Source organism: Carnobacterium gallinarum DSM 4847, from assembly GCF_000744375.1.
GTDB classification, from domain to species: domain Bacteria; phylum Bacillota; class Bacilli; order Lactobacillales; family Carnobacteriaceae; genus Carnobacterium; species Carnobacterium gallinarum.
The window spans coordinates 2079827-2096718 of the sequence record NZ_JQLU01000005.1 but is presented as its reverse complement, the minus strand read 5'-3'; the positions used below and the strand labels follow the sequence as shown (position 1 = coordinate 2096718).

Below are 16892 nucleotides of genomic sequence, written 5' to 3'. Positions count from 1 at the left end.
AATAACCTCCTTTTACATATGTTCTCTCTAGAATCAATTGTAAACAGTATAGCCTTTTTCTCAAATAAAGGTCAATCATTCTGCCAAAACTTTTAGTAATTTTTTAAAATCATTTATTATCCGGACTTCTCTGTATATTTTTTGCTATAATAAGGTTAGAAATATGTTAAATTAGCAAGTTATATGTACAATACACTTATGAAGGACGTCGATAGAATGACCGAATTGACTAATGTTAATTATTTATATGAACAACCGTATGAACTCTTTGATAGCAAATCGATGCCTTTTTCTAATCAATTTTTAAGCCACTTTGCTTTAGGTGATAGCTTATTAAAACAAGTTGGTGCGAATCAAGCAAAGGGTGCTTTGCATTTTTGGACAGCTGAGGAATTAGTTATTTTAGGCATGATGGATACAAAATTGCCTTATTTCCAAGACGGCTTGACTACTTTAGAAAAAGAACAAAAAAATTATTTAGTTCGGAATGCTGGTGGATTAGCAGTTGTAGCCGATAGCGGAATTTTAAATCTATCTTTAATTTTACCTGAATCCCTTGGACATAAAATCAGTATTGATGCTGGTTATGAGTATATGTTACAGCTGATTCGACAAGCCTTTAAAGACTACGGCAAGCAGATTGAAGCCTATGAAATTGTGGATTCTTATTGCCCTGGTGATTTTGATTTAAGTATTGATGGCAAAAAATTCGCTGGAATTGCTCAACGTCGTATGCGTAATGGGGTTGGCATCATGATTTATATGAGTGTAAATGGCAACCAAAAAAAACGTTCAGAAATGATTCAGCGCTTCTATACGGCTGGTTTAAAAGGCGAAGCAACTAAATGGAAATTCCCAGCAGTGGATCCTGACGTAATGGCTAACCTTGATGAATTATTGGAAACCACTCTTACCGTTGAACAAGTTAAAGAACTGATTTTGACTAGCTTGCGAACTGCTGGCAATCAAATTACAACTGGAAGCTATACTGATGAATTAGTAACAGATTATCAGATTGCCTTTACGAAAATGGTTCAACGAAATGAACAAATGTTACAAGATAATTTAAATAAGGAGTTGTTACAATGAGTTTGGTCCCTTACAAAGATCAGTTATTACCAGTTGAAAAAGTTTTTCGTGACCCCGTACATGATTATATTCATGTACAACATCAAGTGATTCTTGATTTAATTGGTAGCCGAGAATTCCAACGCTTACGTCGGATAAAGCAACTAGGAACAGCATTATTTACCTTTCATGGAGCCGAGCATTCTCGCTTTACTCATTCTCTTGGTGTTTATGAAATCGCTCGCCGCATCTGTGATAAGTTTACCCGTAATTTTGCAACAGTCACACCTGGAGATGGTGGATGGGATGATAGTGAACGCTTAGTTGTTTTATGTGCAGCGTTGCTTCACGATATGGGACATGGACCTTATTCTCATACATTTGAACGGATTTTTGAAACCGATCATGAAGCCTTTACTGCAGAAATTATTACTTCTGAAGAGACTGAGGTAAACCGTATTTTACGTCAAGTCAGCTATGATTTCCCAGAAAAAGTTGCTAGTGTGATTCAAAAAACGTATCCCAATCCTCAAGTTGTGCAATTAATTTCTAGCCAAATTGATGCTGATCGAATGGATTATTTGTTACGCGATGCGTATTTTACCGGGGTGAATTATGGAACATTTGATTTAACACGAATTTTGCGTGTCATCCGTCCTTACAAAGAAGGAATTTCTTTTCAAGTCTCTGGTATGCATGCAGTGGAAGATTACATTGTCAGCCGCTATCAAATGTATATGCAAGTTTATTTTCATCCAGTATCTCGTGGAATGGAAGTTATTTTAAACCATTTGCTAAAGCGGGCGAAGGAACTTTATTTAGATCCTGATTACAAGTTTCAGCATTCGGTAGCTTCGTTAATTCCTTTCTTTGAAAATAAGGTCACTTTAAAAGACTATCTAAAACTTGATGATGGAACGCTTACTACTTATTTCACTAAATGGCGAGAAGAAAATGATTCTGTTTTAAGTGATTTAGCGGGGCGTTTCTTAGATCGACATCCATTTAAGTCGGTTTCTTTTAATTTAGATACTGATTTAGAAATTATTGAAAAAATGAAGGCATTAATTACAGCTGCTGGCTATGATACAGACTATTACACGGCGTTAAATAATAGTTATGATTTACCATATGACTTCTATCGACCAAAAACTGTCAATACAAGAACTCAAATTGAACTTGTTCAAGCTGATGGTAGTTTTATTGAACTTTCCAAAGCTAGTGACATTGTAGCTGCGATTACAGGAAAAGCCCGTGGCGATGAGCGTTTTTATTTTCCAAAAGAAATTTTAGCCCCTCTTGCCCAACAAACAGAAGTTAATCTCTTTGAATCTATTTTTGAAGAGTTTACGCACTATATTAATAATGGAGCCATTACGGAGCCAAAAAACAACTAGGAGGAATTTGACAGTATGAGTATTGAATTAATTGCCATTGATTTGGATGGAACCTTGTTAACACCTGAAAGTAAAATCAGCCCGTTTGTAAAGGAAACGTTATTAAAAGCTAAAGAAAAAGGCATTAAAATTGTTTTATGCACGGGTCGCCCATTAGTTGGGGTAACTAAATTTTTAGAAGAATTGAACTTACAAGAGGAAGGCGATTTCTGTATCACGTATAATGGCGCCCTTGTCCAAAGTACTCATGATGGTCATGCGATTGTCCATCATACATTAGGTTATTCAGATTTCTTAGAATTGGAAGCTTTAAGTCGTAAAATCGGCGTTCATTTTCAAACATTTGATATGGATCACCTTTACACTGCAAATAAAGATATTAGTGAATATACGGTTCATGAAGCTACTTTAGTAAGTATTCCTTTAAAATATCGGGCTGTTGAAGAAATGGATCAGACAATGGAAATCAGTAAAATGATGATGATTGATAAACCTGAGATTTTAGATCATGGAATTGCTCAAATAGATCCTAGTTATTACGACAAATATACGTTAATTAAAAGTACTGATTTTTACTTTGAAATCTTAAATAAGAAAGCCAACAAAGGAAATGCTGTTGCTGATTTAGCGAAAAGTTTAAATATCCCTGCTGAAAATGTCATGGCTATTGGAGATAATGAAAATGATTTAGCCATGTTAGAATATGCTCATTATGCGATTGCGATGGGAAATGCTGTTGATTCTGTGAAAGCAATTAGTACCTATGTCACTGAAACGAACGTTAATGACGGCGTTGCGGTTGCCATTGAAAAATTTGCATTTTAATTTTTGATAGATTTAAGTAGTGAAAAAAGGTGAGAAACTAGATTTTTCTAGTTTCCCACCTTTTTTCTTTGGAAGATAGAGTTCTATCCTACTCACACTCTATTTTGCTTATTTAATTTGTGTTTTACTAATATCTGTTCCATCTTCATTTTTTACTACGATATACGCTTTATTTTCACTTACATCATGTAATTGTGGAATATCGGCTTGGAATCCTGCACGTTTCCATTCATCGTTGACTGTAATACCAAATGTTTCTGTAATATCCCATGTAGGAGCTATCTCACGATAGACTTCTGTTCCTTCAGCATTCTCAATCACAAGTTCTTTTGTATGGGTATCGGCAAAGTTAAAGCTGGTTTCTGCAACCCAGCCATCAATGATGGTCGTTCCTGCCTCACTTGTATATTGGGTAATTTTATTAAATGCTGCAGTCGAGGAAGCTATATTCATTTGCATCACATTGCGACCATTTGTACTAAAAGCAACCTCATTTGAGTTAGCTATACCATTTTCTAAACCAGCAATCGTTTGACTTTCTTCACCAATAAATCCCAAGGCTGAACTTCCTTCTTGAATAGCTTCAACATATTTGTCACCATTCTTTAAAGTCACTTCTACTTGGAATGTGTAATTTCCAGCAGCTAACGTCGCCATATCAGCAGTTGTTAAAATCACTTGATAGCCATCGTAGGTAGTCGCGTCATACCAGTTTGTATTTTGTGCATCCCATGTTTTCACAATAGTTCCAGTATTATCTAACATTTCTACTTTTTTCGTGACTGAATCTTCGGCGCTAAATTTCTCTGTGTCAATTCCAGCACGTCCTTCAAGAATAAACCCATAATCTCTCCAGTAGCCATTCGTGAATGTATTATAAGGAGTTGGTATTGCTTGATAAATATAAGTCACCGTTTGTTCGGTAGCTGTATACGTTCCGTTCGCATTTGCCGGAGTTTCTTTTAAAATCCACCCTTCGATATCTAGCGCACTGGTTGTATAGGGCGTCCCAATTTCGCCTTCTAATAGTTGAATAGGAGCTATCTCAGTCCCTGCTTCTGATTTGTATTCTACTTTTACTGGCCCCTGTACTGTTACTCTAGTTTCTGTTATATTATTTGGATTTTTATCTGCTTCATCTAGAATAATTTGATACGTTGTGGCCTTACCTGGATTTGGTAAAACAACAGAATCATCTGCCTCACCACTATACTTGACTTCGCCTGTTGCTTTGTCTTTAATTGTATAGATATGGCCTTCAAATAGCTCTTCCCCATTTGATAATCCAATATTGAAATAACTATCGCTTTCACTATCGAATGGTTTTAAATCAGCCATTTTGGGATTTAAATAGAGAATTGAATTTGAGTTCAATTGTAATTTGGAACCTTCAGCATTAATAAATGTACCAAGTGAATGAAGATTTTTCCCATTATCAAAATCAAATGGACCATTTGAATTGCTTGTTACTTGATTATCATAAGCAGCGCTATTAGAAATCTTCTCCATTGATTTAAGATTTTCTGGAATGATGCCAATCAATTTATTATAACTGAAAAAAAAACTATCTAAGTTATTTAGATTTCCTAGACTCGATGGAATAGTTCCACTTAATTGATTACGACCTATATCTAAACTCTTTAAGTTACTTAAATTTCCTAGACTTTCAGGAATGGTTCCACTCAATTGGTTACCATATACACTAAATCCACTTAAATTACTTAAATTACCTAGACTATCGGGAATACTTCCACTCAGTTGATTGTGACTCAAATATAAGCCTACTAAGTTAGTTAAATTCCCTAAACTCTCAGGAATGCTTCCACTCAGTTTATTTGTCCTCAAATCTAAACTTGTTAAGTTACTTAAATTGGCTAGACTTTCAGGGACATTTCCACTCAATTGGTTTGTATTAAAACTCAAGGTCTTTAAGTTACTTAAATTGGCTAGACTTTCAGGGATATTTCCACTCAATTGGTTAAAATATAAATTCAAGATCGTTAAGTTACTTAAGTTCCCCAGTTCCTCAGGAATGCTTCCACTTAATTCATTACCACCCAAATTCAAGTTCGTTAAGTTACTTAAATTTCCGAGACTTTTAGGAATGTCTCCACTCAGTTGATTGCCCCTCAAATCTAAGTTGGTTAAGTTACTTAAATTCGCCAGAATATCAGGAATGTTTCCATCAAGTTGATTATTATACAAATTCAAGATTGTTAAATTACTTAAATTCCCTAGAATCTCAGGAATATTCCCACTTAATTTATTATTCTCCAAATTTAAAGTTGTTAATTTGCTTAAATTCCCTATGCCTTCAGGGATACTTCCACTCACTTCGTTCGAGTTCAAATTCAAGTTCACTAAGTTACTTAAATTCTCTATTTCTGTAGGAATACTTCCAACTACATCTCTTCTTTCAAGTTTAATATCAGTGATTGTTTTTAAATCACCAAAAGTTAGATCAACGCCAACTTTTTTTCTTGTTTGGCTTTGCACGTTATCAATCAACCATTGTTCATTCCCTAAATCAGCCGCTGTAATCAGATCTGTATCCGCTTTTGTTCCAACAGTGGCTGCTTTAACTGGATTTGAGGATGTTTCTACATCTACAGCCTCTGGTTCAACTGATATTTCGGCAGGATTCTCCTCCTCTTGTTCTGCTTCAATTGGAGTAGATTCCTCGGATTCTTCCTGACTTTCTGCTTCTGTTTCATCTGTTTCTGTTTTTTCTTCTACCAGCTCCGTTGTTTCTGCAAATACCGTTTTTAACGGATTGGTTAACTCCAATACCGGTGCTGCTAAAATACTTGCTACTAATAGTGAACTCATAATCTTTGTATATGACTGTTTCTGTTTTTTCATTTTTTCGCTCCTTCTAATTTTTTTGTTAGTCAAAATCTAGTATACTGTCAAATCCACCTTATTTATGACCAAATTTCAGGTCAAGTTGACTTAAAAGCTGAATTAGTAAAATTCAAAATGGAAACTAGTAACTAGTGGCATCAATCTTCTGTTAGGGAAGTACTAGTTAGCTCAATCCTAAAAACTTCCAGTAATAAATTTTTTACTTTACTATACTCTTCATCTGTATACATTTTTTCCTTTAAAAAACAGAAATCATTCTCAAGTTCTTTTAATAGACGTTCATAAAATTCAAATTTAGTCATGTTAAAATCCTCCATATCAAAGTCACTCTACTATCCAATCAATCAATAAAAAACTTACCCTTTTTTAGAATTTCTCTTTTTGAAAGAACTAAATCCACTCCAAAAATACAATACCCAATACATAAAAATAACAGTACTAAAAAAATGATTGTGATTGCGACCCCAGCTGTTCCAATTTGTTGACTATCCATAAAATAATAAGGATATAAACTTTTACCAACTAAAGGTGTTTTTAAAATCAAAGCTCGCATAAATACAGCTAAAAAATAACTAAATGGCAACAGTAACCATAGAATCGGATCGTTCACTTTACCTACGCCTTTTTTATCAAAGAGTAACCAATCCAAAAGTACCAATATAGGAACAATATAATGAACAATCAGATTTCCCAAACTAAAAATTGTATATTCTGGGTTCATTTCAAAAGCATTTGGTACTAGTAAAAAATGATAGACAACCAGTGTCACAGTAATACACATTGTTATAGCACCCTTCATTCTTGAAGTCTCTTGATAAGGAAACCCTCGAATGGACTGTATTTCTAAATAAAAATAATAGATAAAACAAACAAGATTACTTAAAATTGTATAAAACCATAGATAACCTAGCTCTAATTTTCCATTTACTAGTCCAGAATTTAGATACAGTCCATAGCCACAAACTAGCAAAAATAAGAATCTATACACATTGGCAAAATTATGGTTCTTTATTCTCATCCTACTTCCTCCTTGCCAGCTAAATAAACAACCACTACTTTTTCAGAATTGCTGCCTTTCTCTCTTAAAAAAAGGCCAAATAGATAAATGTACTGACTACTGAAACAAAAGCCAGTAAAAATAGAGCATTAACTACCGCTAATTGACCTTTTTTCTGCTTAATCTGATTCTGTGTATTGCTTTTTAGTTCGATTCCAATTTTTTCATTTGAATATTGCATAATTTTTTATTCCCCATTCCTTATCTAATTTGTTTTTTTATTACTTCCACAATTTTTTCACTCGCACTTTCAAGTCCATTCGTAAAGACTTCCTCATTTAAAAGCATAGAATCATAATAAAAAGTATCTGTCATTAATTTCATAACTTCCTCTGTAATTGTCACCGAATTCATCTCAATTAATTTGCCAACGCCTGTATGAATTATTTCAGGATGATCTATGTCAGCCGCCATAATCAATAAAGGCGTTTTTAAACTGGTAGCAACTTCATACATACTGCTAGTATCTGTTAGCACTAATTGGGCTTGATTGATTAAATTGTGATACTTGCCAACATCTAAAGGCTCTACTAGATGAATTCTTTCTATAGTTGATAGAGTATCAATCGCATGATTTCGCAGCACTGGATTTAAATGCAGTGGATAAATAATTTCCACTTTGCTATTTTTTGCGACTACTTGTTTAATAGCTGCATACAGTTCCTCTAATTTTGGATTGATTTCCTCTAGTTGATCAAGAGACAGTAAAATTAGACTATTGTCGCTATGAATTGAAATTTCATTGTAGATAAATTTTTCTTTTACTGTTTTGGGCAACGTTTCGATAACCGTATTTCCTGTCATAAAAATATGATTTTCTTGAATGCCTTCTTTTATTAAATTGGCTTTTGCTGAATTTGTAGAAACAAAATGAAAATCAGCAATTACACTTGTCAAACGTCGATTCATTTCAGCTGGAAACGAACTATATTTATTGCCATAGCGTAGACCAGCATCTATCTGTCCAACACTAATTTTTTGATAAAAAGCCGATAAAGAAGCTCCTAGACTAGTTGTAGAATCTCCATGAACTAAGACTAAATCAGGTTTTTCATGATGAATGGCCTTTGTAATTCCTGCAGTCACAGCCACTATATATTCATTTAATTGTTGATTTCTTTTTCTAACATTCAAATCGATATTCGTTTTTACATGATACAGCCCTAGGATTTTTTTGACTGCTGGTTTATTACTTGCTGTACTTACAATGCTTACTTTAAATTTTTCAAACTCTCTCTTTAGCTTGTCAATAATTGGAGCCATTTTTAAGGCCTCCTGATCATCTCCAATCACAACCATAACTGTGAATTTTTTCATAAGTGTCCTTTCTATCCTTACTTTTCTAGGATTTTATAAATCATCCGAACTAACTTGACTTGTATGCTCGGTCTTTTGCCAATGATTTTGCGGTAAAAACCAAGTAAAGAACCCTTTTATTTGAGCAAAGTAATACACTGCTGTTGAATAAAAATAACCAACCCACAGTAGAAAAAATTCTGAAATCTTTTTGGATGTATTAAAATTTCCCATGTATTCTTTCCCTTCTTGAATGATGTAAGTAAATGGAATCACAATATAATTGATTGTTTCAAATATTAACCAAAACCAGAAAAATGAAAAGAAATAGGGAAGTTGAGAAATAAGTCTAACATCAATAGCTACTAGCATAAATAAAAACAAGAGCCAGACTGATCTGAACATCGAATAAGAATAAATAAGCGTTTCTAAGCGATTGCTCCAACTGACAATTCCTTGTGGTTTCACTAATGAGAGTAGTTGCTTGCCAGTTTTTGTAAATGCAATATGCCAATGTCCTTGTGACCATCTAGTCCGCTGAACATGGCTTACAACTAAAGTATTTGGTTTTTCATCATAAACTTTTGCAAAATGATTCCACGTGCTTTTTTTCCCTTCAATTGATAATTCAACTTGAATCTCAAAATCTTCCGTATAACTTTTAGGATTCCAGCCATATTGCTCAATATAATCTGTTCTAAGCGCAAACCCCGTACCACCGATAGAGGCATTCCAACCAAGTAAATGCTTTGAATATTGAATTGCTCGATTTGTAATAAAGTACGCCGCCGCATATCCTCTAGACAGCATTGATTCACCGATATTTTTACTATCTAAATAACCTTGAATCACCATATATTCAGGTTGAGCAATAGACTGGGAATTTATTTCTTTTAAATAATTTGATGAAACTAAGTTATCTGCATCTAAAAACACGATAAAATCATACTTTAACCATATGTCTCTATGTTCCTTCAAATATTTTCCAATAACGTGAGGCTTTCCTCTTACATCTCCCTCAGCATAGGTATTCTCATATACCGTATAGTTATTTATAGAACGTGCAATTTCAGCTGTCCTATCCTCACAGTGATCTGCTAAAATAACTGCATTCACTAATTGAGCATCATAGTCTAAGCGTGAAATACTCTCTAAACAATTTTGAATCACTTTTTCCTCATTATGGGCCGGGACAATAAATAAAAACTTATTTTTATCTGACTTTATCTCATATGTTCTTTTCGGCTTTTTTAATCCTATTAGCGCTAATAAGGTATAAAAACCTAAATGAAAAAACACCATGATTGATGTAATTAAAATAACCATTGACACTCCTTTAAATAATAAATCTGGCAAAGTAAACATTAAACACGCTCCTTCTTTTACTATGCATTCAGTATAAAACGTTCTACCTTCTAGAAACATTCAGAATTAAGTCTTTCTTGACCTTAATTCTGATTTTTTTTAGAAGTAGACTATTTTGTATCTTATTGATTCATTTGAGTAAGGCAGGCTTATGTTTAAAGACTAACAACTTTATTTAACAATGTCGTACCCGCATCGTTACTTATCAACAAAAAAAAACAAGAGACTGAAGCAGTCCTTGTTTTTTTAAAATAATTATTATTATTGAATTTTGTTATAACTAGTTATCAGCTATAGACGCTTTCCCAATAATTTCAATAAAGAAATTTTCAATATACTTATAATCTCTTTTAGTAAAATAGTTATTTACACTCACTTGATACTTTGAATCATCAGGATTGGTTATTGGTAAATTCGTAATCCAAATATCCGCACTTTCTTTTTGAGAAATAAATTTTAAATTATAGTTATCTTGAAATTTGGTTTTAAGTTCATTTTTCATAATCCCTTCATACGTACTTCCATCACCAATACTTAGACAAATCAGAATATTTTTTTCATAGTTTATCATCTCAAATTCTTCATAACAAAGTAACATATATGCTTTCATTAGATACTGTTGATTTTTTAAAACCAGTTCATTTGAAGGTTGTATTTGTTGATATAATTGATTCATTTTTTTAGAATAATTCGGATATTTCACAAAAAGATCATCGATATAATCGTGAGTATGAAAAAGATCATCGCCCATTTTATATAAATAAGAATAACTATGGATTCGTAGTAATTTTTTTTCGATTTGATTCTTCTTTAAATCACCATCAATTGAATCAAATAACTCTTCATACATAGTGATCCACCTTTGAGTTGCAGCATACATTTGTGTCTGTTTATTTTTATGCATTTGATAGTTAATTGTGCTTAGAGTTTCCTCCCCTTCTAAAACTGGGAAAATCGTGCATAGAAAAAAGAGATGTTGCACTTCACCTACATTCCCCAAAAATTCTTTTTCCGACCGAATCGGATTATAAAATTTCGCTCTAATTACTCCCCTAAACTCAAAAAAAACAGGATGATCTTTTAAATATAGATCAATTTCTTCATCAATTGGCAACTTATACCCTTTATTCGTACGAATGATATTCACTGCTAACCAATAAAGTAATTGTTCTCTCATTTCAGGAATTAATTGCAAACTGAACTTGTCTTCAATATCTCTGACAATTGTAGTTAGCTCATTTTTTGAAATAGTGGAAAAGGGCCACTCTGAACTTTGGTAGACTTCCCAAAAGAAATGAGTTAAGAACCATCTAATTTGCTTTTCTTCCCCAATAAGTTGATCTTTTTTTATTGTTAGTTCTAATTTTTCTAAATAATCTTGAATGATTGTATATTTTCTTCTTATTGATGTAACACTGACATAATGAACCATTGAAAATTGGGTGATTGATAATGCTCCATCATAAATAAAACTTTCAACAACCGAATATAATAGGAGCTCTTTGAGTATTTCAGTATATAGAAACTGTAAATTAAATGATGGCGCTCGTGTAAAAAAGATTCCTCGGCTACTACTTATTTCTATATCTACTAACTCTTTATCAAAGGTTGAAATTTTTTCCTTTAATAACTTTAAATATTTTTGAGTCGTTGATTTTGACTGATTAAGTAGTTTGGCAATTTCAAGACTTTGCCACCATTTTTCTTCTGTGTCCAAAATTTGCAAAATTTTAATTTCAATTATTTCACTGTCATCAAACAATAGCTTACCTCCTTTGATTCCCGTCAAGAGTATGCTGATTGTTTTAGAACATACTCTTGATTGCTACAGAAATTAAGTTTACCCTTTAAATACTCCATCCTGAGCATATTCAGTTGGCAGCATTTCTCGAATAATCACATGGATTTTTTCACTAGGCGCTCCCGTATTTCGGACTACGGCTTCCGTTACTTCCTTCACTAATTGCTGTTTCTGCTCAGGGGTACGCCCTGTTAACATTTCAATATGAACAAATGGCATCAGCATTCTCTCCTTTTATTTAGGTTTTTACTTAGTTTATCATACTTTACTACTTTCTAGCTTAATCCAGCTACTTGTCGATCCCACATAAAATCTCTTAACAAGATTTGTTGCTTCAACGTTTGATTCCATTGAATCGTAAGATCCTTCACTTCCGCAGCCTTTTGAATCAATAAACAACCGAATATCGCCCATTTATCCTCTTAATCCAAGCTATCAAATGCTAAAAGCAATCCTCGATTACAAAGATAAAGTTCGTTCAATATCTGGTTAATGATAGCAACAAAGCTCTTTCATTTGGATACTTTTTTTAATTTCTATTTACATTCCGCACGAATGAAAACCTTACTTTTCAGTAGAACAACATGAATTACATTCAAGCATATCCTTAGAATTCACAAGCACATTAGTAGCCAAATCTTTCCTAGATGCGTTAGAATAACAGAGGTAGAATACGTTAACAAAAGTTGAAGGGAGATTTTTTATATGACAGAATCTAAAGTTTTATATCACACTCAAGCAATTAATACTGGTGGACGTAATGGGAAAAGTCAATTACCTGATGGTTCTTTTTCAGTCAATGTATCTACACCTAAAGAAATGGGCGGAAAAGGACAAGGAAGCAATCCTGAACAATTATTTGCTCTAGGATATAGTGCTTGCTTTAATTCAGCCTTAGAATTAGTCATGGGACAACAAAAGGTTGCTGGAAAATCCCAAGTAACGGCAACGGTTGAATTGCTAGCTGATCCAACAGACAATGGTTTTAAAATCGGCGTTGAATTAGATGTAGCCATTGAAGGGAAAGAATTAAGCCAAGTTCAAGAATTAGCGGATAAAGCTCATACTGTTTGTCCTTATTCTAAAGCAACTAATGGCAATATTGACGTAACCGTTAAAGCAGTTGCTTATCAAGAAATCTAACTTTATCCACTTTATAGTAAACAAAGTTAGTGGGCAAAACTACTATTTCGGATAAAAATCTGTTAAATACAAATAAAAAAACTGTAAGAAATCAACATTTGTAAAAATGGATTTCTTACAGTTTTCTCTATTTTAAAACCTATGTCCCAGCTTCTTTTTGTTAATTAGTTATTTAATTCTAGATAATGTTGAATCGCCCATTTATGACTACCGCGTTTTAATCGCTCAATTGCTACTTCGGTATTCATCCATTCTAGACGGTTGAAATCCTCTAATGGTGGACATTCTTCTTTCCAACTATCGATCATATAAAAATATCCTGGATTATGATAATATTGTTTTCTAAAAGTTGAGTAGTAATAATCTTCAGCTTCGCCTAAATACATACCAATCTCAACAATAAACCCCAGCTCTTCCATAACTTCACGATGTAAGGTTTCAGCCTGTGTTTCCAAACCTTCCATTTCGCCCCCAGGCAACAAATAAGAACCATTTGGTGGTGATACAACTAATAGTTGCGTTTTATCTTGATTAAAAATAAGAGCATAAACGCCAATGCGTACTTTGTAGTCTTGATCTTCAACCTTAGTTCCAAATCGTTTTATGTTCATACCTAATCCCCTATCTACTTTTTATCTATTTTATCAGATTTTTCACACTATTTCTCTAATTTATTATTTTTTCTTATAAATTCATTCATTTCCTTATTTATGCTCTTCTTTTTTTGTTATAATAAAATAGACAGACGTATTTATTAGGAGGTAGGTATATGTTTTTTTACTGGCTAAATTTAGCTATAGTTGTTATTTTTGTTAGTTCCTATTGGCATGATCGACGTAAAATTATTAATGGTTTCTTGTTTAATTTGGTTTTATTCTCAAGCTGTATTTCAATAGCCTATCTAGCCTTTGATAGCCAAAATCCAATTTTAATGACCTTAACGGCTTTTCTTTTGCTAGCTTTTATATTTATTTTATTGTTTGGCTTATTCATTCTAATGATTGCTGCTTTCTTCAATGCTCGCTTAATGATACAGCGTGAAGGCAAGCGATTTGCTAATTTACTAACATTATTTGCTGGTATTGCTATTTTATTTACCTTAATCTTTTCGTTTACAAATATTAATAGTCAGCTTCCTGCAATCTTGCAAATTTTAGTTCATTTTATTGATTTAGTCATAATTTATTTTGCTTTTATTTTTGTTAATTTCTTAACGGCTTCGCTTATTTATCTCTTTTATCGTCCAAAGCTGAATAAAGATTACATTATTGTTTTAGGTAGTGGCTTAATTGATGGCTACAAAGTTCCTAAGCTATTGGCAAACCGAATCAATCATGCTATTGCCTTTTATGAAAAGCAAAAAGCGAAACAAGAACCACCAAAAATAATTTTTTCTGGCGGCCGTGGCGATGATGAACATTTAGCCGAATCTGTAGCTATGCAAAAATATGCGGTTGAAGAAAAGGGTATTCCGTTTGAAGATACACTTGTAGAAGATCGCTCAGTTAACACTCTCCAGAATATGCAATTTTCTAAAGAAATTATGGATAAATTAAGTCCAACTGGATATCGAGCAATTTTCTCAACAAATAATTTCCATTTGTTTCGTGCTGGGATTTACGCTAAAAAAGCTGGGTTATCAGCTCAAGGTATTGGTGCAAAAACAGCTTTTTATTACTGGCCAAATGCAATGATTCGTGAATTTATCGCAAGTATCGTCATGCATAAAAAATTCCATATACTTGTTGTTAGTCTCATTGCAGTGACACTTATTGTGGCAAAAATTCTTAACACTTACTGGCTACCTCAATTTCAATAACTAAACCTACGCCAATTTCTAGAAAATAGAAATTGGCGTAGGTTTAACTTTATTCACTTTAAAAGAACAAAATCTTCACTATAAAAATTGCCAGCAAATGTAACGGATAGTAGGCATAAAATCCCCATTTTAACCATGTTGGGGAATACCCTCGTTTACCATTGTATTTCAATAATAATGGTATCACCATTAAAATACCTAAGGCTGATACTACGATATACGCTGGAACGGAAGATGGAGAAATCATAAATATTAGCAACATTAATGAAAATAAAAATACGGTTGCATATATAGGAGGAATAAGTTTCTTTACTATTGGATTTTTAATTCGATAAAATCCAAAAATAATGATTACTCCAATTAAATTCCAGTCAGACATAATCGTTAAGAGCGAAAATAGGACAACTAACCCTATATGTATCCATTTATTAGTAGTCTTCTCGTAAAAGATGATTAAAATTAAGCCCATTAAAAGTGTAAAAAAGATATTATTAACGAATTCTATTGGACCAAATGCACTATTAAAAGCATGTATTAAGTGAAAAGGATAAATCGAAAGCAACCAAAAGATAGCTAATCGACCTGCATATTTCCATTTACTACGTGTATAATATGCTCCCTCTACTAATAAATACGCCATAATTGGAAAAGTTAATTTCCCAATAAACTCTGTACCAAAAAATAACACTTCTGAGTAATCTCCTAAGTGAAATGCCTGTCCTATATGATTTAGCGTCATTGCCACAATCGCTATTATTTTCAAAGGAAAGCTTGTTAAATTTTTCTTCATTTTTATCTCGCTCCTTCTTTCAATCTATTTAAAAGAATATCATAGGCTGTAACCTTTAGAATCCAACTAAAGTCTAATTTGCTTCTAGTCCAGCAAAAAACTGCTCACTACATCTAAAATAAAATGTAGTGAGCAGTTTTTTTATTTTGCTAATTCAGCAATCGTTAACGCATAGATTTGCATATTTTTCATTAAGTCTGTCAAATCCATGTACTCATCTTTATTATGGGCTATGCCTTTTTGTCCAGGAAATGAAGGTCCAAAAGCAATAATATTCGGCATTGTTCGAGCATATGTGGCACCAGTAGTAGTAACTGGCGTTCCATCTAATCCAGTACAAGCCTCATAAACCTCTTGCATTATCTTTAACATTAGGTGATCCTTTGGAAAGCTTGTTGAAGGCATCCTTCTACTAACATCAATCACGCTATTCAGAGGAAGATGCTGGTTCAACTCAGCTAAAATGTCTGCTTCAGTTACTGAAATTGGGTATCGTATTGATAGCGTTAACCAGATTTCTTCTGATTTAAGCTCAAAATCATACGGAGTTAGCATTAATTTTCCTGAGGCCTCATCAGAGAAGTCAATTCCTAGTCCACTACCATCATGCTTTCCATCTAAAGAATTACTTAACCAAGTGAAATAATCTTTTAATTTTCCAGTGATTAGTGACTGTGAGCTAGCTAAAGTAGCAAATTTTGTAATAACGTTTTCTCCCATATCAGGAGCATTACTTGGAGCGCGAATTCCTTTAACCACCCTATATTCGCCACTAGCCAGTTGTACTTTTAGATTATCTGGCACAGAACTTCTTGTGAAGTTTCCTTTTAATTGTTGAATTTGCTCTAATTCACGGGCTGGTAATGTTGTTTTAATTGTTAAAGCCACCATGCCACGTTCACCATAAACTGCTGGATATTTACAATCTGGGGTAAATCCATAGATAGGCGGTTGCTCTTTGGCTAAATACAACGGAATATCTGCTGAACCACTTTCTTCATCTGTTCCAAAAATAATCCTTACTGTTTTTGTTAATGGAATTTTTAGTTCCTTTAATACCCACAAGCCATAAAGCGTACTTATTGCTGGCCCTTTATTGTCCAAAATGCCACGTCCATATATTTTGCCAGTACGTTCATCCAAAGTTAAGTCAAATGGTGGATAACTCCAGCCGTCACCAGCTTCAACCACGTCCAAATGTCCCACAATCCCAATATACTCTGAATTATTTGGACCATATTGTACATATCCCATCGCATTATTAACCAATTTAGTTTCAAACCCTAATTCTTCTGCTAAAGCCAAAGCAACTTCTAAGACCCTTTTAGGTTCTACACCAAACGGCGCATCTACCAAGGATTCTCCCTTCACACTTGCAACTTGCATCACTTTTTTTAAACCAGCTAAAAAAGTCTTCTGGTGATCTGAAACAGCCTCACTAATTTGTTGATAATTCTTCATTTTCT

The 16892-nt window shown here is 33.4% G+C and carries 16 protein-coding genes; 5 read left to right on the top strand and 11 right to left on the bottom strand.

What is annotated here, in order from left to right:
- Positions 1–216 precede the first annotated feature (216 nt).
- Genes BR43_RS14520 through yidA form a run of 3 tightly spaced genes read left to right on the top strand, consistent with a single transcriptional unit; the run spans position 217 to position 3290 of the window.
- On the top strand, positions 217–1089 hold the full coding sequence (locus BR43_RS14520; protein WP_034563181.1) for a lipoate--protein ligase family protein: 873 nt from the start codon (positions 217–219) through the stop codon (positions 1087–1089).
- Positions 1086–2465 carry an HD domain-containing protein gene (locus tag BR43_RS14515; RefSeq protein WP_034563179.1) on the top strand — a complete coding sequence of 460 codons (1380 nt, stop codon included), beginning with the start codon at positions 1086–1088 and terminating at the stop codon, positions 2463–2465. Before BR43_RS14520 ends, BR43_RS14515 begins: the two co-directional genes overlap by 4 nt.
- Before the next feature lie 15 nt (positions 2466–2480).
- Complete coding sequence (yidA, locus tag BR43_RS14510; protein WP_034563176.1) at positions 2481–3290, top strand: sugar-phosphatase; 810 nt, start codon at positions 2481–2483, stop codon at positions 3288–3290.
- A 108-nt stretch (positions 3291–3398) separates the two neighbouring features.
- Here yidA and BR43_RS19285 read toward each other — a convergent pair whose 3' ends face one another.
- From BR43_RS19285 to BR43_RS14480, 8 genes are all read right to left on the bottom strand, one after another.
- The gene (locus BR43_RS19285; RefSeq protein WP_051933984.1) at positions 3399–6152 is read right to left on the bottom strand and encodes a leucine-rich repeat domain-containing protein; all 2754 of its coding nucleotides are present in this window, start codon (positions 6150–6152) and stop codon (positions 3399–3401) included.
- A 140-nt stretch (positions 6153–6292) separates the two neighbouring features.
- Positions 6293–6457 (bottom strand): hypothetical protein, encoded by a 165-nt coding sequence (locus tag BR43_RS20025; protein ID WP_157464060.1) that lies wholly within the window; start codon positions 6455–6457, stop codon positions 6293–6295.
- Between the two features lie 38 nt (positions 6458–6495).
- Positions 6496–7173, bottom strand: a complete 678-nt coding sequence (locus BR43_RS14500; RefSeq protein WP_051933983.1) for a Pr6Pr family membrane protein — start codon at positions 7171–7173, stop codon at positions 6496–6498.
- A gap of 64 nt (positions 7174–7237) precedes the next feature.
- Positions 7238–7393 (bottom strand): hypothetical protein, encoded by a 156-nt coding sequence (locus BR43_RS20020; protein WP_157464059.1) that lies wholly within the window; start codon positions 7391–7393, stop codon positions 7238–7240.
- Between the two features lie 20 nt (positions 7394–7413).
- The gene (gene wecB, locus BR43_RS14495; protein WP_034563174.1) at positions 7414–8529 is read right to left on the bottom strand and encodes a non-hydrolyzing UDP-N-acetylglucosamine 2-epimerase; all 1116 of its coding nucleotides are present in this window, start codon (positions 8527–8529) and stop codon (positions 7414–7416) included.
- A gap of 33 nt (positions 8530–8562) precedes the next feature.
- The gene (locus tag BR43_RS14490; RefSeq protein WP_034563172.1) at positions 8563–9873 is read right to left on the bottom strand and encodes a glycosyltransferase family 2 protein; all 1311 of its coding nucleotides are present in this window, start codon (positions 9871–9873) and stop codon (positions 8563–8565) included.
- Positions 9874–10153: 280 nt separating this feature from the next.
- Positions 10154–11635, bottom strand: coding sequence for an AcpB/EbpR/MafR family transcriptional regulator (locus BR43_RS14485; RefSeq protein WP_034563170.1), 1482 nt, complete (start codon positions 11633–11635; stop codon positions 10154–10156).
- Between the two features lie 78 nt (positions 11636–11713).
- Positions 11714–11893, bottom strand: coding sequence for a 2-hydroxymuconate tautomerase (locus tag BR43_RS14480; RefSeq protein WP_034563168.1), 180 nt, complete (start codon positions 11891–11893; stop codon positions 11714–11716).
- Between the two features lie 486 nt (positions 11894–12379).
- Here BR43_RS14480 and BR43_RS14475 point away from each other — a divergent pair, with 486 nt between their 5' ends.
- Positions 12380–12817, top strand: a complete 438-nt coding sequence (locus tag BR43_RS14475; protein WP_034563166.1) for an organic hydroperoxide resistance protein — start codon at positions 12380–12382, stop codon at positions 12815–12817.
- Between the two features lie 164 nt (positions 12818–12981).
- On the opposite strand, the gene BR43_RS14470 is transcribed toward BR43_RS14475, so the two are convergent.
- Entirely contained in the window at positions 12982–13428 is a 447-nt protein-coding gene (locus BR43_RS14470) for an NUDIX hydrolase (protein ID WP_034563164.1), read from the bottom strand.
- 158 nt (positions 13429–13586) lie between these two features.
- On the opposite strand from BR43_RS14470, the gene BR43_RS14465 reads away from it, so the two are divergent.
- Positions 13587–14636, top strand: a complete 1050-nt coding sequence (locus BR43_RS14465; RefSeq protein WP_034563161.1) for a YdcF family protein — start codon at positions 13587–13589, stop codon at positions 14634–14636.
- A 58-nt stretch (positions 14637–14694) separates the two neighbouring features.
- On the opposite strand, the gene BR43_RS14460 is transcribed toward BR43_RS14465, so the two are convergent.
- Together BR43_RS14460 and BR43_RS14455 are read right to left on the bottom strand one after the other, a co-directional pair.
- Positions 14695–15426: a TraX family protein gene (locus BR43_RS14460; RefSeq protein WP_034563159.1), complete on the bottom strand. Its 732-nt coding sequence runs from the start codon at positions 15424–15426 to the stop codon at positions 14695–14697.
- Between the two features lie 141 nt (positions 15427–15567).
- On the bottom strand, positions 15568–16887 hold the full coding sequence (locus tag BR43_RS14455) for a Sapep family Mn(2+)-dependent dipeptidase (RefSeq protein WP_034563157.1): 1320 nt from the start codon (positions 16885–16887) through the stop codon (positions 15568–15570).
- Positions 16888–16892: the final 5 nt, after the last annotated feature.

Coding starts and splice junctions, on each gene's coding strand:
- BR43_RS14515 (WP_034563179.1), top strand. CDS start 1,086: ATGAGTTTGGTCCCTTACAAAGATCAGTTATTACCAGTTGAAAAAGTT.
- BR43_RS14500 (WP_051933983.1), bottom strand. CDS start 7,173: ATGAGAATAAAGAACCATAATTTTGCCAATGTGTATAGATTCTTATTT.
- BR43_RS14480 (WP_034563168.1), bottom strand. CDS start 11,893: ATGCCATTTGTTCATATTGAAATGTTAACAGGGCGTACCCCTGAGCAG.
- BR43_RS14460 (WP_034563159.1), bottom strand. CDS start 15,426: ATGAAGAAAAATTTAACAAGCTTTCCTTTGAAAATAATAGCGATTGTG.
- yidA (WP_034563176.1), top strand. CDS start 2,481: ATGAGTATTGAATTAATTGCCATTGATTTGGATGGAACCTTGTTAACA.
- BR43_RS14475 (WP_034563166.1), top strand. CDS start 12,380: ATGACAGAATCTAAAGTTTTATATCACACTCAAGCAATTAATACTGGT.
- BR43_RS20020 (WP_157464059.1), bottom strand. CDS start 7,393: ATGCAATATTCAAATGAAAAAATTGGAATCGAACTAAAAAGCAATACA.
- BR43_RS14490 (WP_034563172.1), bottom strand. CDS start 9,873: ATGTTTACTTTGCCAGATTTATTATTTAAAGGAGTGTCAATGGTTATT.
- BR43_RS20025 (WP_157464060.1), bottom strand. CDS start 6,457: ATGACTAAATTTGAATTTTATGAACGTCTATTAAAAGAACTTGAGAAT.
- wecB (WP_034563174.1), bottom strand. CDS start 8,529: ATGAAAAAATTCACAGTTATGGTTGTGATTGGAGATGATCAGGAGGCC.
- BR43_RS14470 (WP_034563164.1), bottom strand. CDS start 13,428: ATGAACATAAAACGATTTGGAACTAAGGTTGAAGATCAAGACTACAAA.
- BR43_RS14520 (WP_034563181.1), top strand. CDS start 217: ATGACCGAATTGACTAATGTTAATTATTTATATGAACAACCGTATGAA.
- BR43_RS19285 (WP_051933984.1), bottom strand. CDS start 6,152: ATGAAAAAACAGAAACAGTCATATACAAAGATTATGAGTTCACTATTA.
- BR43_RS14465 (WP_034563161.1), top strand. CDS start 13,587: ATGTTTTTTTACTGGCTAAATTTAGCTATAGTTGTTATTTTTGTTAGT.
- BR43_RS14455 (WP_034563157.1), bottom strand. CDS start 16,887: ATGAAGAATTATCAACAAATTAGTGAGGCTGTTTCAGATCACCAGAAG.